At 66.5% G+C, this 15,441-nt stretch carries 13 protein-coding genes; 2 read left to right on the forward strand and 11 right to left on the reverse strand.

All coding sequences use genetic code 11. The features are described from left to right. Positions 1 to 76: 76 nt before the first annotated feature. Entirely contained in the window at positions 77 to 1,354 is a 1,278-nt protein-coding gene (gene clpX, locus E3T35_RS00465) for an ATP-dependent Clp protease ATP-binding subunit ClpX (protein WP_134344106.1), read from the forward strand. A gap of 116 nt (positions 1,355 to 1,470) precedes the next feature. On the opposite strand, the gene E3T35_RS00470 is transcribed toward clpX, so the two are convergent. Both E3T35_RS00470 and E3T35_RS00475 read right to left on the reverse strand, forming a co-directional pair. Beyond that, positions 1,471 to 2,235 (reverse strand): hypothetical protein, encoded by a 765-nt coding sequence (locus tag E3T35_RS00470; RefSeq protein ID WP_134377590.1) that lies wholly within the window; start codon positions 2,233 to 2,235, stop codon positions 1,471 to 1,473. Positions 2,236 to 2,378: 143 nt separating this feature from the next. Next, the gene (locus E3T35_RS00475; protein ID WP_134377591.1) at positions 2,379 to 4,442 is read right to left on the reverse strand and encodes a M3 family metallopeptidase; all 2,064 of its coding nucleotides are present in this window, start codon (positions 4,440 to 4,442) and stop codon (positions 2,379 to 2,381) included. Positions 4,443 to 4,504: 62 nt separating this feature from the next. On the opposite strand from E3T35_RS00475, the gene E3T35_RS00480 reads away from it, so the two are divergent. Continuing rightward, entirely contained in the window at positions 4,505 to 5,338 is an 834-nt protein-coding gene (locus E3T35_RS00480; protein WP_134377592.1) for a methyltransferase domain-containing protein, read from the forward strand. Between the two features lie 14 nt (positions 5,339 to 5,352). Here E3T35_RS00480 and E3T35_RS00485 read toward each other — a convergent pair whose 3' ends face one another. The 9 genes from E3T35_RS00485 to E3T35_RS00525 all read right to left on the reverse strand — a co-directional run bounded on the left by E3T35_RS00485 (position 5,353) and on the right by E3T35_RS00525 (position 15,140). Continuing rightward, entirely contained in the window at positions 5,353 to 5,709 is a 357-nt protein-coding gene (locus E3T35_RS00485) for a GntR family transcriptional regulator (protein ID WP_134377593.1), read from the reverse strand. Between the two features lie 10 nt (positions 5,710 to 5,719). After that, positions 5,720 to 6,376: a hypothetical protein gene (locus tag E3T35_RS00490; protein ID WP_134377594.1), complete on the reverse strand. Its 657-nt coding sequence runs from the start codon at positions 6,374 to 6,376 to the stop codon at positions 5,720 to 5,722. 78 nt (positions 6,377 to 6,454) lie between these two features. Further along, a complete protein-coding gene (locus E3T35_RS00495; protein ID WP_092339953.1) occupies positions 6,455 to 6,724 on the reverse strand; it encodes a hypothetical protein in 270 nt (89 codons plus the stop codon). Between the two features lie 3 nt (positions 6,725 to 6,727). Then, complete coding sequence (locus tag E3T35_RS00500) at positions 6,728 to 7,174, reverse strand: GNAT family N-acetyltransferase (protein ID WP_134344100.1); 447 nt, start codon at positions 7,172 to 7,174, stop codon at positions 6,728 to 6,730. Between the two features lie 8 nt (positions 7,175 to 7,182). Further along, entirely contained in the window at positions 7,183 to 9,792 is a 2,610-nt protein-coding gene (gene valS / locus E3T35_RS00505; protein ID WP_134377595.1) for a valine--tRNA ligase, read from the reverse strand. Between the two features lie 122 nt (positions 9,793 to 9,914). Continuing rightward, on the reverse strand, positions 9,915 to 11,603 hold the full coding sequence (locus E3T35_RS00510) for an ABC transporter ATP-binding protein (protein ID WP_198420984.1): 1,689 nt from the start codon (positions 11,601 to 11,603) through the stop codon (positions 9,915 to 9,917). After that, a complete protein-coding gene (locus tag E3T35_RS19540; RefSeq protein ID WP_134377597.1) occupies positions 11,600 to 12,478 on the reverse strand; it encodes an ABC transporter permease in 879 nt (292 codons plus the stop codon). Before E3T35_RS19540 ends, E3T35_RS00510 begins: the two co-directional genes overlap by 4 nt. After that, the gene (locus E3T35_RS00520; protein ID WP_370449280.1) at positions 12,475 to 13,497 is read right to left on the reverse strand and encodes an ABC transporter permease; all 1,023 of its coding nucleotides are present in this window, start codon (positions 13,495 to 13,497) and stop codon (positions 12,475 to 12,477) included. The genes E3T35_RS19540 and E3T35_RS00520 overlap by 4 nt, the downstream gene beginning before the upstream one ends. After that, positions 13,482 to 15,140 (reverse strand): ABC transporter substrate-binding protein, encoded by a 1,659-nt coding sequence (locus E3T35_RS00525; RefSeq protein WP_134377598.1) that lies wholly within the window; start codon positions 15,138 to 15,140, stop codon positions 13,482 to 13,484. The genes E3T35_RS00520 and E3T35_RS00525 overlap by 16 nt, the downstream gene beginning before the upstream one ends. Between the last annotated feature and the right edge of the window lie 301 nt (positions 15,141 to 15,441).

Genomic DNA, 15,441 nt, shown 5'->3' on the forward strand with positions numbered 1-15,441 from the left:
TTTATGGCGTGCTGCACGTAACTGTCACACGCACAGGCTAGGCTCAATTGCAGCGAGACCAATGGAGGAGGCTGACATGGCCCGAATCGGTGAAAGTGCCGACCTGCTCAAATGTTCCTTCTGCGGAAAGAGCCAGAAGCAGGTACAACAGCTCATCGCCGGCCCCGGCGTGTACATCTGCGACGAATGCGTCGAGCTGTGCAACGAAATCATCGAAGAGCGACTGGCTGAAGCCGGCTCTGAAGCCATCGCCGGCGAGTTCGACCTCCCCAAGCCCAAAGAAATCTTCGGCTTCCTCGAGGAATATGTCATCGGGCAAGAACCCGCCAAGCGTGCCCTCGCCGTCGCCGTTTATAACCACTACAAGCGCGTGCGGTCACGAGCCACGCTCACCGCCGCTGAGGCCATTCACGACGACGTTGAGATCGCCAAGTCCAACATCCTGCTGATCGGCCCCACCGGCTGCGGCAAAACGTACCTCGCCCAGACTCTGGCCAAGCGCCTCAACGTTCCCTTCGCCGTAGCGGATGCGACGGCCCTCACCGAAGCCGGCTACGTCGGTGAAGACGTCGAGAACATTCTGCTGAAGCTCATTCAGGCCGCCGACTACGACGTCAAGCGGGCCGAGACCGGCATCATCTACATCGACGAGATCGACAAGATCGCGCGCAAAGCCGAGAACCCGTCCATCACCCGCGACGTGTCGGGCGAGGGCGTGCAGCAGGCGCTGCTGAAGATTCTCGAGGGCACCATCGCGTCGGTCCCCCCGCAGGGCGGGCGCAAGCATCCGCATCAAGAGTTCATTCAAATCGACACCACGAACGTGCTGTTCATCGTGGCCGGTGCGTTCGCCGGGCTCGAAGACATCATCTCGTCCCGCGCCGGCAAGAAGGGCATCGGCTTCGGTGCGCCCCTGCACATCAAGGGCGACGACATCAACCTGTTCAGCGAAGTGCTGCCCGAAGACCTGCACAAATTCGGGCTGATCCCCGAGTTCATCGGCCGACTTCCCGTCGTCACGACCGTCACCCAGCTCGACCAGGTGGCCCTCATGCAGATTCTCACTGTTCCCAAGAACGCCCTGGTGCGTCAGTACCAGCGCATGTTCGAACTCGACGGGGTGGAGCTCGAGTTCGAGCAGCCGGCCCTCGAGGCCATCGCCGACCTCGCCGTGCTGCGTAAGACCGGTGCCCGTGGGCTGCGAGCCATCCTCGAAGAGGTACTCGGCCCGGTCATGTTCGAGGTGCCGTCCAGCACCGACGTGGAGCGGGTCATCATCAACCGCGACACCGTGCTGAACAACGCTCCGGCCGAGATGGTGTTGCACAAGACCCGCCAGGTCAAGTCCGCCTAGCAGCGTACGCGTTCAGGTGCGTCAACCTCCGGGTTGAGCGAGGCCGTCACTCTTCTGCCGCCGTGGTGGGGAGGGCGGAGTGCAATCGGTGTGTGGGTCGTAGTCTGCGGGGGTGCTCAGTCGACATGTGAGGTGTTGCGACGTATCTGGCGGACTTCGAATCGGGTACTCACGACGATGCCGGCCGTGGTGCGTTCGATACTGAGCGCGGCAAGAGTTGCGGCGAGGGCCAGCAGCGCTCCGGCTGCCTCAAGACTCTCCTCCACGCCCAGCAGTACGTGGTATTCGAGGCTCGCACGAGCGAGGTCATCTTGGCGCCCGCCAACGATGTACCCGGTGAGTGCTTCGATTCCGACCGCGCCGAGCAGGTAGATCGTGCCCGCGACGATGAGCCTCCGCCGAAGACGGCGGTCAATTCGTCGAGCGATCCACAACACCACCAGGCCAGCGGCGATGGCGAGCGGCACCCCGAGGGCGAGCCACGCGAACGTGAACGACGAACCGAGATTGAACCGGGCCAGCTTCTCATGCAGCTGGGCGATCTCATCGGCAGACATCTCAAGTGCGACAGCGCCGAGGAAGAAGTACGGCAGCGCGGCCCTGCCCTCGTGTCGCGCGGTGAATCCGACGACGCCGAGGGCGACGCCGACGCCCGCCAGGAGAAGGCCGGAAATCCAGGCCCACAGGTTGGCTTCACCATCGGCGTAGAGCAGACTCGCCGTTCCGCTGAGAAGAGCCCAGCCCGGTACGGAGCTGTCGATGTTCTCGCGGATGAAATGCAGCACCAGTCCGGCCAGCAGCATCCCGGCCAAAACGATGGCAACGATCCACAAGAAGCGCCGCCGGCCCGCGCCCTGGCGTGACAGTTCCGGAGTGTCCATGGTCATGTAGCTTACGGCCAGACCGAGCCGGTCGCATCCTCAATCCTGAGGGTGCAGGGTCCACCTGCCGCTCAGTAGACAACTTCGTGGGGTGTGGTGCCACCTGCACCCCACGAAGTTGTCCAGTGAGCGGATGCCGCGGTCTAGTTGAGGCCGCGGCGGTCGAGCAGCGGCTGCAGCTCGGCATCCCGACCGCGCCAGTGCCGGTAGGCCTCCAGCGGGTCCGTGGTGCCGCCGACTCCGAGCAGTCGGTCCCGAAAACGATCACCATTGGCACGAGTGAGGCCGCCGTTCTCCTTGAACCATTCGACGGTGTCGGCGTCGAGTACTTCACTCCAGATGTAGGCGTAGTACCCGGCGTCGTACCCGCCCGAGAAGGTGTGGGCGAAGTACGTGCTGGCGTAGCGGGTGGGAACTGCGGGGTTGTCGAGACCGACGGAAGCAAGGGCATCCGCTTCGAACCTGGCAACGACGGTGACGGTCGTGTCGGCATCGATCCGGTGCCAGGCCTGGTCGAGCAGCGCTGCGGCCAGGTATTCACTGGTGAGGAAGCCCTCATTGAAAGCCGACGACGCCTGGATGCGGTCAACGAGCTGCTGCGGCATCGCCTCACCGGTCTGGTAGTGGCGAGCGTAGTTGGCCAGCACCTCGGGCCAGAGCATCCACATTTCGTTGACCTGGCTGGGAAACTCGACGAAGTCGCGGTAGACATTGGTGCCGGAGAACTTGGGGTAGGTGGCCCGGGCGAGCAGGCCGTGCAGGGCATGGCCGAATTCGTGGAATAGGGTCGTGACCTGGTCGTAGGTGAGCAGGGTCGGCTGTCCGGCGGCAGGCTTGGAGACATTGAGGTTGTTACAGACCACGGTCGTCTCGGTGCCGAGCAGGGTGGACTGCGCGACCAGGGCGTTCATCCAGGCCCCGCCACGCTTGGAATCGCGGGTGTAGAAATCGCCGATGTACAGCCCGAGGGCCGAGCCATCTTCGGTCGTGACCTCGAACACCCGCGACTCGGGGTGCCAGCCGACCAGATCGGGCCGAGCGGTGAAGGTGAGGCCATAGAGCTGGTGGGCCGCGTAGAAGACCCCGTTGGCCAGCACGCTCTCGAGCTCAAAATAGGGACGCATGGCGGCGGTGTCCACGTCGTACTTGGCCCGGCGTACCTTCTCGGTGTAGAACGCCCAGTCCCAGGCGGCCAGCTCGAAACCGCCGCCCTCGGCGTCGATCACGGCCTGCAGGTCGGCCTGCTCCACGCTGGCGTTCCGCGCAACGGCCGGCGCGAGACGCCCGAGCAGATCCCAGACCGCGCCGGGAGTCTTGGCGGTCTCATCGGCGGTCACGTAGGCGGCGTGGCTGTCGAACCCCAGCAGGCGGGCGCGCTGGGCCCGCAGGTGGGTGATCTCGATCACGAGCGGCCGGTTGTCGCTCGCAGCTCCCGCGTCATCTGAGCGGATGCCGCGGGCCCGGCTCGCTGCCAGCAGCCGTTCGCGCACCCCGCGGTTGGTGAGGCTCGCCAGGTAGGGGTGCGAGGTGGGCAGCACGAGGCTGATCAGGTACTTACCGTCGAGCTGGCGTTCCCGCGCAGCCTCCGCGGCGGCCGAGATCTCACCGTCGGTGAGCCCGTCGAGCTCGGCCACGTCGTCAATGACGAGGGCGAGCTCGTTGGTGTCGGCCAGCAGGTTCTTTTCAAACCGGGTGGTGAGGGTCGACAGCCGCGAGTTGAAATCACGCAGAGACTGCTTATCGTCGTCGCTCAGGCCGGCCCCGGCCAGTGTGAACTCGGTGAAGTACCGGTCGAGCAGGTAGAGCGACTCGGCATCGAGTTCGAGATCGGAGCGCTGGGCATGCAGAGCGGCGATGCGGGCATACAGGGCGGGGTCGAGCCTCATGGCATCGGCGTGGGCGGCCAGCAGCGGCGCAAGTTCTTCTTCGAGGTCGTTGGTGAAGTCGCTGGAGTCGGAGGAGCTCTTGTTGAAGAAGACTTCGGCCACCCGCGACAGCGTCTGCCCGCTGCGCTCGAGCGCGACAAGCGTGTTTTCGAAGGTGGGGGCATCCGCTGTGTGGGTGATTGCCCCGACCTCGGCGAGCTGCTCGGTCATGCCCTGCAGAAAAGCCGGGCGGTAGTGCTCGTCACTGATCGACGCGAACGGCGGTAGCTGGTAGGGCAGAGTACTGCGGGCGGAAAAGGGATTGTTCACGGTGGAAGCCATGCCTCCACCCTAGCCAAACCCGCCGGCCCGGCCCGGTCACCGGCTGCGCGTAGGATCTCACCATGACCCACCTGACCGGCAGTTCAGAGTCCGCTCCACGTGACGAATACACCCACGGGCACCATGAGAGCGTGCTGCGCTCGCATACCTGGCGCACGGTCGCGAACTCGGCGGCCTACCTCATTCCAGAATTGCAGGCCGGGAGCGTGCTGCTCGATGTGGGCTGCGGCCCCGGCACGATCACGGTCGATCTGGCCCATCGGCTCGCTCCGGGCCGCGTGGTCGGCATCGACGCGTCGAGCGATATCGTCGCGCGCGCGACCGGCCTGGCCGCCGATGAGGGGGTACACAACGCGAGTTTCCAGGTCGGGGACGTCTACGCACTCGCCTGGCCCGATGCGACGTTCGATATCGTGCACGCCCACCAAGTGCTGCAGCACCTGGCCGACCCGGTCGCGGCGATGGCCGAGATTCGCCGGGTGCTCAAGCCTGGCGGCGTGTTCGCCGCCCGCGACGTCGACTACGGCGGAGTCATGATCGCACCGAACATCGACGGCCTGGTCGACTGGATGCGGGTCTACCGCGAGGTTCACTCCTGGAACGGAGGTGACCCCGATGCCGGTAGGTCGCTGAAGGCCTGGGCCCGGCGGGCCGGATTCACCGCGGTGACCAGCAGCGCATCCATCTGGTGCTTCGCGTCGGATGCCGAGCGCGAGTGGTGGGGCGAATCGTGGGCGGTGCGAGTGACCGAATCAAGTTTTGCAGCGCACGCTATCGAGTCGGGGCTGGCCGACCTCGCCGATCTCAAACGGATGGCCGTGGGCTGGCGCGAGTGGGTACGCGACCCCAACGGCTGGTTCGGCATGCCGCACGGCGAGATTCTGGCCCGAGCCTGACGCGAGGCCGCGAATCAGGGCAGGCGGGGCCACTCGGCGCGCACCGCACTCAGCGCGTCGTCGAGACTGACCCCGCGCTGCTGCAGGGCGTGCACGAAGCGTCGAGCGCTGGCCCGGGATTCGTCGTCGAGGCACTGATCGGCGCGAACCCGGGTGCCGCTGCCACGGCTGGTTGAGATAAGCCCGGCCGCTTCCAGCGCCGCGTAAGCGCGCGCGATGGTGCCGGTCGCCACGCGTAAATCGGCCGCGAGCTGGCGCACCGACGGCAGGCGATGGTCGGCCGCAAGCGTTCCGGCGCGGATCTGATCCGCCAGCTGCGCGCGGATCTGTTCGAACGGAGGTGTGGGGTGCTCGTCGTCGAGGGTGATCATGCGCGGGTGGTCATGACTCGCGAGCGGATGCCGCATCCACTGCCGGGGTGCCGACGACGGCAACCCGGCCGAGTGGCTGCCTGGTCGCATCAAGAATAGCCAGGATGACCAGAACCCCGCCGAGCAGAGCGACCACCAGCCCGGCGATGACCTCGGTGAGGCCGATGGCGGCGGCCGGCTGCACGGAGGAGAGAGCAACCCCGCCCGGGGCGAAGACGGTCGCGGCGTTGCTGGTGGTCCAGCCGGCGAACAGCAGAACGCCCCCGAAGTACAGAAACAGCGCTCCGGAACTAAGCTGCATGACCACCCGCGTGGCCAGAATGCGCACGGCACGATCGAGGTCGCTGAATTGTTCGGAGCGTGCGGCCGAGGCGATGCGGCCGAGCGCGAACAGAGTCGCTGCGGCGAGCAGCACAGTCAGGCCGATCAGCGGCAGGCCGTACCAGCCGGGCTGGGCCTGGTTGACCAGGTCGAGCGCCCAGAGCACCACGCCGCCGGCCGCGAGGGCGCTGATGTTGCGCACCATGATCGAGCGGGCGAACCGGCGCGCTCTGACCGTGCCAATGTCGTCAACCGTCACGACCAGGCCGGCCAGGCGCTTGCGGCTGCCCACCCGAACAACCCCGACAACGATGAAGACGAGGACGAAGTAAAGGAGAAAGAGCACGCTGGCCACCTTTCGTGTATCACTAGGATAATACACAGACGGTAGCATGTGTATCACCGAGAGGCTACACGGGCGAAGCTAGATCCATTCCTCGTCGTCGTCATCGACAGTGGTCGACGGCTGTGTGATGGTGGCGCTGTCGTCCACCGGGTTGTAGCGGATGATGGTGCCATCGTCGAGCTCGATCACCGGCTTGGACTCCAGCCAGGTCAGCGTCCAACGCCAGGTGCTGGTGTCGACGGCGAGAGCTGTGGAGTCTTCCTCGACGGCGCGCACGGCGATTTCGACAACGTGCGGAAGACCGGTCGGCAGGGTGCCGCCGAGGGTCCACCGGGTACCCAGTTGCATGGTCTAGACGTCGATTTCGTAGGTGACCCAGTCGGTACGCGTGCCAAGCTGGTCATAGAGCACCTGCGCGGTCGCGTTGTCGGCCGCGGTCAGCAGCTGAACCTGGGCGAGTTTGTGCTGTCGGGCGTAGTCCTTGGTGAACTCCATCAACTGGGTGCCGACGCCTTGGCCGCGAGCGTCCTCGGCGACGTAGAGGTCGTCCAGGAACAGTGCGAGGTCACCGCTGAGCGTGCGCGGCACGCTGCGGTAGTGCGCGAAGCCCACGAAGTCACCGTCGTCGTTGACCGCGACGGCGCCGTCGAGGTCGTTGTTCGCGTCGATGATCCAGCTCCAGACCTGCAGGGCTTTCTGGTCGGTTAGTTCGCTCTCGTAGAACGCGCTGTAGCCCTCGAACAGGCCCAGCCAGGCGAAAAAGTCTTTATCGCCCAGCGGGCGCACGGTTACGGACATCTGGTCTCCTAGCTTTCCAACACGGTGGCGAACACGATCTCGGTCACAGCGAGTTCGCTGCCGTCGACAAAGGTTAGTTCTTGAATCCGACCGACCGCTTTGAGATCAGCGGCGGCCAGGGTGAGCAGTGCGATCTCGGCGGGTGCACCGCATATTACTGCGGAATCCACCTCGGACTTCTGCGACGCTTTCGCATCAGTCTTGGCACGACGGATGCCCGTCAGCGCCCGGCTGGCCAAATCAAGCAGAGCGATGTTGCCGGTGGCGACCTCGTCGCTGCCGAGCAGGTCGGCCGCGATCGGCCACGGAGCGGTGTGCACCGAGCCCGCGTTCGACCACGACCACGCCTCTTCGGTCGCGAACGGAACAAACGGTGCGAACAGGCGCAGCAGGGTGGCCAGCGCGGTGCGCAGCGCGGCAACAGCGGATGCCTGCGCCGGGCCGGGCTCGCCGTAGGCGCGTTCCTTCACCAGTTCGAGGTAGTCGTCGCAGAAGGTCCAGAAGAAGCTTTCCGTGGTTTCCAGGGCGCGCGCGTGGTCGTAGTTCTCGAACGCGGTCGTGGCCTGGGCGACTACGGCGGTGAGACCGGCGAGCATGCTCTGGTCGACCGGCTCGGTGATCGGGGCGTCGATGCTGCCGGCAGACATGGAGACGAACTTGCTCGCATTGAGAATCTTGATGGCCAGGCGTCGGCCGATCTTGATCTGCGTCGGGTTCTGCGGGTCGAAGGCCGCGTCGGTGCCTAGGCGAGAGGATGCCGCCCAATAGCGCACCGCGTCGGAGCCGTGCGTTTCGAGCATGTCGGCCGGGGTGACCACGTTGCCCTTCGACTTCGACATCTTCTTGCGGTCGGGGTCCACGATGAAGCCGCTGAGCGCGGCGTGCTGCCATGGGGACGTGCCGTGCTGCTGCTCGGCGCGCAGCAGGGTGGAGAACAACCAGGTGCGAATGATGTCCTGGCCCTGCGGGCGAAGCGAGTACGGGAAGACCAGCTCGAACAGCTCCGGGTCGCGTTCCCAGCCGCCGGCGAGCTGCGGGGTGAGCGAGGAGGTGGCCCAGGTGTCCATGACGTCGACCTCACCGACGAAGCCGCCGGCCTGGCCGCGCTGGCTTTCGGTGTAGCCGGGTGCGGCATCCGATGACGGGTCCACCGGCAGCAGGTCGCGGGTGGCGACGATCGGCTGGTCGAAGACGGGGTTGGCGCCCTCGTCGAGCGGGTACCAGACCGGCAGCGGCACGCCGAAGAAACGCTGGCGGGAGACGAGCCAGTCGCCGGTGAGACCGTTGACCCAGTTCTCGTAGCGCACCTTCATGAATTCGGGGTGCCAGGCCAGCTCGGTGCCGTGCTCGAGCAGGCGCGAGCGCAGCTTCTCGTCGCGAGCACCGTTGCGGATATACCACTGCCGGGTGGAAACGATTTCGAGCGGCTTGTCGCCCTTTTCGAAGAACTTCACCGCGTGCACGATCGGTTTCGGGTCACCGATCAGGTCGCCGCTGGCTTTCAACAGCTCGACCACGGCGGCCTTGGCGCCGAACACGGTCTTGCCAGCGAGTTGCGCATACGCTGCACGCCCGGCTTCGGAGGTGATCGCCTCTGGCACGTCGGCAATGATTCGGCCGTCGAAGCCCATGATCGCGCGATTGGGCAGGTCGAGCTCGCGCCACCAGACCACGTCGGTCACATCGCCGAAGGTGCAGATCATGGCGATGCCTGACCCCTTGTCCTTCTGGGCGAGGTGGTGGGCGAGCACCGGAACTTCGACACCGAACACGGGGGTCGTCACCGTGGTGCCGAACAGGTGCTTGTAGCGTTCGTCATCCGGATGCGCCACCAGGGCCACGCAGGCCGGCATCAGTTCGGGACGGGTCGTCTCGATCTCGATCGTCGTTCCGTCGGGCTTTGCGAACGACACCCGGTGGTATGCGGCCGGCATGTCTTTGTCTTCGAGTTCGGCCTGGGCCACCGCGGTGCGAAAGGTGACGTCCCAGAGCGTGGGCGCCATGGCCTGGTAGGCCTCGCCTCGTTCGACGTTGCCGAGAAAGGCGAGCTGTGAGGTGAACAGGGCTTCCGGGCCGATGGTGCGGTAGGTCTGGGTCCAGTCGACACTCAGACCGAGGGTGCGCCAGAGGGCTTCGAACTGCTTCTCATCTTCTTTGGTGAGGGTTTCGCACAGCTCGATGAAGTTGCGGCGGCTGACGGGCAGCTGATCGGCAGCCTTGGTGCTCTTGCCGTCGCCACCCTCGAACGGCGGCACGAAGTTCTCGGTGTAGCCAAGCGATGGGTCGCAGCGCACGCCGTAGTAGTTCTGCACGCGCCTCTCGGTGGGCAGGCCGTTGTCGTCCCAGCCCATCGGGTAGAAGACGTTCTTGCCGCGCATCCGCTGGAACCGGGCGACGACGTCGGTGTGGGTGTAGGAGAACACGTGCCCGATGTGCAGCGAACCGGAGGCGGTCGGCGGGGGAGTGTCGATCGAGTAGATCGTTTCGCGGGTGGCGTTCTCCCGGGCGAAGCGGTAGGTTCCATCGGTGTCCCAGCGGGATTCCCACTTGGCTTCGAGCCCTTCGAGGGCGGGCTTTTCGGGAACGTTGGATGCGGGGGCGCGATCGGTGTTGGTCATACTTCTCCGGTTCGGTATTCGGCACCGTGTCGATGGTGAGGTGCCTCGTGTGCCCATCTAATCTACCTGATCGGTTCTTTTTCCCCGAACGGGGGCTTCCGGTACGGCTTGTCGGCGTGGGATCAGGCCGACAAGCGGGGCACGGCGGCGAGCAGCTGTGCTGAATACGGATGCTGCGGCTCGGCAAACACGCGCAGCGCTGGACCGAGCTCCACGATGCGGCCCGCACGCATGACCGCGATCTGATCGCTGACGTGCGCCACGACACCGAGGTCGTGTGAGATGAAGACGAGGCTGAGCCCGCGTTCCCGCTGGACGTCGTCGAGCAGGTCGAGCACCTGGGCCTGCACGGTCACGTCGAGCGAGGAGACCGGTTCGTCGCAGATGAGAATCTGGGGCTTCCCGGCCAGGGCACGGGCGATACCGACCCGCTGCCGCTGCCCGCCGGAGAGCTCGAGCGGACGTCGGAGCAGCACCGTGGCGGCGAGGCCGACCTCGTCGAGCAGGGTCGCGAGCCGCGCCGTCGTCTGCGGCGTGCGGCGCTGTCGGCCAAGGCTCAGGGCGTCACTGAGGATCTCGGCGACGCTCCAGCGCGGATCGAACGAGCCGAGGGCATCCTGATAGATCGCCCCAACGCCGGGGCGCAGAGCACGCCGCGTTTTCTCGCGGGCCGTGCTCCAGGGCTGGCCGAACACCCGAACCTCGCCGTGCTCCGGCGTGAGGAGCGCGAGCAGAAGTCGCGCCGTCGTGGTCTTGCCGGAGCCGGATTCGCCCACAATTCCGAGGGTGCTGCCGCGGGGCAGGGCGAACGAGACCGTATCCACGGCGAGCTGCCGGGTACCGTCGGGGTGTCGAAAACTCTTGGACAGGCCGATGGCTTCGAGCACGATGGTGTTGTCGGCGGGAGTCTTTTGAACAGAGTCGATCGCGGTATCGGGAATGTTCGGGGTGTCGGCTTCGCTCAGCCTCGTGCCGCGCGGCTTGTCGGCGGGTATCGCGGCGACCATGCGCCGGGTCTGTTTCTGCTCGGGCCACCCCAAAACCCGCTCGGTACGGCCGGTCTCCACCAGCACGCCATCGTGCAGGACTGCCACCCGGTGCGCGATGCGGCTGACCACGGCGAGGTCATGACTGATCAGCAGCACGGCGGTGCCGGCACCGGTGATCTGCTCGAGCAGCGCCAGGATCTGGGCCTGAACGGTCACATCGAGGGCCGTCGTCGGTTCGTCGGCAATGAGCAGCGGCGGGCTCAGCGCTATCGCCGCGGCAATCAGGGCGCGTTGGCGTTCCCCGCCGGAAAGCTGCCCGGAGAGCTTCTGCACCTGCAACTCGGGGTCTGGCAGACCGACGGCGTCGAGCAACTCGAGCACCCGCTCTGCCCGCGCGGAGGCGCCGAGACCGGTGTGCAGACGGAGGGAGTCGGCGATCTCCCGGCCGATCGGTCGCAGCGGGTCGAGCGAGACCAGAGCATCCTGCAGCACCAGTCCGACGTCCTTGCCGCGGCGGGCCTGCCAGGCAGGCTCGGTCAGGCCGAGCACGCTGTGGCCGCCGAGCTCGAGCCGGTCGGCGCTGACCCGGGCGTTCGCACCGGCCAGACCGAGCAGGCTGCGGGCGGTCACGCTCTTTCCCGAGCCGGATTCGCCGACGATGGCGAGGCACTCGCCCGGCGCGATATCGAAGGATACGCCCCGGACAACCGGTGCGGCTGCGCCGAATCCCACCCGCAGATTACGTACGGACAACGCGGCAGCGCGCTCACTCCGAGATGTGTCGCCGTTCCGGCGTGCCGCGCTCGTGTCTGCCTCGCTCATGCGTGCCTCATTCGACGGTCGATGCTGCGGCCGAGCACAGTGGCGGTGACGGCGGTCAGCACGATGAACAGACCGGGAAAGAAGCTCATCCACCAGGCCGATGTGATGTAGGTGCGTCCGGCCGAGAGCATGGCGCCCCATTCCGCGGTCGGCGGTTCGGCTCCGAGCCCGAGGTAGCTGAGAGTGGCTGCCCAGACGATGGCCTGGCCGATGCCGAGGGTCGCGAGCACGAACAGGGGAGCAAGGGTGTTCGGCAGGATGTGGCGCAGCAGAATCTGCCAGCGGGTGCGTCCGAGCACGGTCGCGGCCTCGACGAAGGCAGCGGAGCGCACCGAGATCAGCTGGGCCCGAATAATGCGGGCATACCCGGGCGCGGTCGACAGCCCGACAGCGATCGTGGCGGTCGCCACGCCGGGGCCGAAGATCAGGATGAACAGCAGGGCCAGGAGCAGTCCGGGAAAAGCGAACAGCACCTCGAGAACTCGGTTCACGGTGAAGTCAACGACGCGGCCGAGCATTCCGGCCAGGGTGCCCAGCACGATGCCGAGCCCCAATCCGATCGCGGTGGCGGCGCCGCCGATCAGGAGCGAGTACTGGGTGCCGTGAACGACCCGGGTGTAGATGTCTCGACCCGATTCATCGGTGCCGAAGCCGTGCGCGCCGGAAGGCGGCTGAAAGGCCGAAAGTGGGTCGATGCCGAGCGGGTCGCCCGGGGCGAGCAGCTGCGGCACCACGGCCGATGCCAGCAGGAACAGGGCGAGCACTGCGGCCGCTGTCTCGGCGACGCCGACGCGTCGTCGTCGACCAGACTGTGCCGCCCGGTCGGGCTGGCCGGCCTGCGCGGCCAGCCCGACCTGCACCTCCAGGTCGCTCATGAGAGGCGCAATCGGGGATCGACCAGACGACTGACGGCATCCGTCAGCAGGGTCATGAGAATGTAGGCGACCGCGACGATCATCACGACGCCGATCACCACGGGAACGTCACGCAGGGTGACCGCGTTCAGCAGGGTGCGGCCGAGGCCGGGGCGAGCGAAAATGGTTTCGACCACGACCGCGCCGCTGATCAACGAGCCGAAGGCCCAGCCGGACAGGCTGATCGCGGGCAGGGAGGCGTGGCGTAGCGCGTGGATCCAGCGCACGCCGCTCTCGCTTTCGCCGCGGGCGCGGGCCGAGAGCACGAACGGGCTCTCCAGGGCGCGGAGCAGGGATTCGCGCATGATCTGGCCGAGAAATCCGGCCAGCGGTATGGCCAGGGTGAGTACCGGCAGCACCAGGCCGAGGGCGCCGCCGGTGCTGATCGGCGGCAGCACGCCGAGCCAGATGCTGAACACGACGATGAGCGAGGTGGCCAGCCAGAAATGCGGCAGCGCTGCCGCGACGATTTCGAGCGCCGACCCCACCCGGGAGGCGATCCGACCGCTTAGGGTAGACCAGGTCGCCAGGGCGAGGGCGAGCAGCCAGGCCAGGGCCAGAGCGTGCACGGCCAGCAGCAGGGTGCCGCCGAGCTGGCTCAGCATGAGCGACCCGACGTCCTGGTTGAGGGCGTAGGACCGGCCCAGGTCGCCGGTTGCGAGCCGGCCGAGCTGGGCGAAATACTGCACGATCACGGGCTGGTCAAAGCCGTACTCGGCGTTGACCGCGGCGAGGGCTTCCGGAGAAGCCTGCGATCCGGGGCCGCCGAGCACGGCCTGGGCCGGGTCGCCCGGAATGAGGCGCACCGCGAAGAAGGTGACGGATGCCACCGCCCACAGTACGAAGACCGCTCCGCCCAGGCGGGCGAGAACGCGTCTCAGCAGGCGCAGCACGGCCCGGCGTCGACCGGGAGCGCTGTCAGAGGCCGGTCGAACCGACCCCGCCCCGGGCCGATCGGGCGGCGCTACCGGTTCAGCCACGTGTCGTAGAGCGTGGGCACGGCCACGGTCGGCAGGGTGCGCAAGCCTATGACGTCGCTGCGCAGCAGGTAGTGGTTCTGCTGGTCGTAGAGCGGCAAGATGTAGAAACCCTCCAGAATGCGGTTCTGGGCGTCGGCGTAGAGCGAGGCGCGCTCGGCGGCATCCGTGGTGCGCGCCGCGGTCGTCAGCAGCTCGTCGATGGCGGGGTCATTGACCTGGGCCAGGTTGGCGAAGTACCCGCTCGGCGCCGGCACGATACTGGCGGAGTGGTACAGAATGCGCAGCACGTCGGGGCCGACCTTGGTGTACGGCGCGCTCACCGCGTCATAGTCGTTACTGGCGAGGGCGGCGTACCAGCTCGAGAGGTCCATCGGGGCCAGCTTGACCTCGAAGCCGGTCTCCTTCGCCGTGGCCTGAATCTGTTCGAACACGCTCTGCTCGGCCGGGATCGACTGGTTCGTGCTCACCGGAAACTCCACGCTCAGCCGCACGCCGTCTTTGATGCGGTAGCCGTCGGCATCCGTTTCGCCCCAGCCGGCCGCCTGGAGCAGCGTAACGGCGGCGGCCGGGTCGTAGTCGAACAGTGCGGGGTTCGAGACGGCGGTGCTCTCTGCGCTCGACAGGGCCGAATACGACCGGGTGGCGGTGCCCTGGAAGAGGCTCGAGACGGCGTCGTCGACGTTGGCTGAGCGGATGAACGCCTCACGAACGCGCACATCGTTGAAGGGGGCCTGACCCGAGTTCAGTTCGATGCGGTTGGAGGCACCGGGTCGCGGAGAGTCGAGCTGCTCGATCGAATCGCTCTGCTTCGCCTGCACGATGGTGTCGGGCTGGGCGTTGTCGATCACGTCGACCTCACCGGACTGCAGGGCGGCGTAGCGGGAGGCGGAGTCGGGGATGAACCGCCAGATGACCTTGTCGAGGTAAGCGGGGCCGGCGTGGGCGGCATCCGCTGGTGGGGAGACGTAGTCGTCATTGCGCACGAGGGTGATCGCGTTCTGCTTCACCCAGCTGTCCACGAGGAACGGGCCGGTACCGACCGGGCTCGCGCAGTTCTCGTCCTGGCTGCGCTCGAGCGCGGTCGGCGATTCCATGGCGAGCCAGGTCTGGGAGAGCGATTCCAGCAGGGCGCTGTCCGGTTCGCTGAGGGTGAAGCGCACCACGGTGGGGGAGACCGCTTCGGTGCCGGTGACCTTACCGAGCGCGAGATAGCCGGTCGACGACAGGGTTGTCGGGTCTTGCAGGTGGACGATATTGGCCTGCACGGCCGCCGCGTCGAACACGGTGCCGTCGGTGAAGGTCACGTCAGAGCGCAGGGTGAAGTCCCAGGTCAGGCCGTCCTCGCTCGGGATCCAGGACTCGGCCAGCCACGGGATGATCGTGCCGGCGGTGTCCCGGGAAACGAGAGATTCCAGGTATTGGGCGCTGACCAGCGCCTGAGGAAAGTTGCCGCCGACGTGCGGGTCGAGGCAGGTCGGTTCGGCGTCGCCCGAGGCATAGGTGAGCGTGCCGCCGGTTTTCGGTTCCCCGACCGGTTCGTTCGAGCCGGCCGGGGTGCAGCCGGCGACGAGCAAGCCCAGGGCAATGATGCCGGTGGTGGCGGCGAGCAGACGACGGGTGCGCCAGGGGTGCCGAAGGGGCATGAAGAATCTCTTTTCCCGGCGGATGCGCGCCGAGTTTGCGTTCACAGGTATGCCTTGCGGGGCACCCCTCAACGTTAGGCTACGTCGGGCCAACGGGGGACAGTCAGTACGCGCATCCGTTCTTCTGCCGACATATCAGTCACGAGCATTCATCCGGTACGATTAAAACGAATGACAGTGACCCGGCCATCACCGGGAAGTCTTCGGAAGAACAGCTGGAAGCCCTCGGGCAGCCAGCTCAGTAGAACCGAACGAGTCGGGCCCGTTACAGCCTGTGAACAAGCGGTCATCCGGCAGTTTC

The organism is Cryobacterium sp. TMT1-2-2 (assembly GCF_004403505.1).
In the GTDB taxonomy this organism is placed as follows: Bacteria; Actinomycetota; Actinomycetes; order Actinomycetales; family Microbacteriaceae; genus Cryobacterium; species Cryobacterium flavum.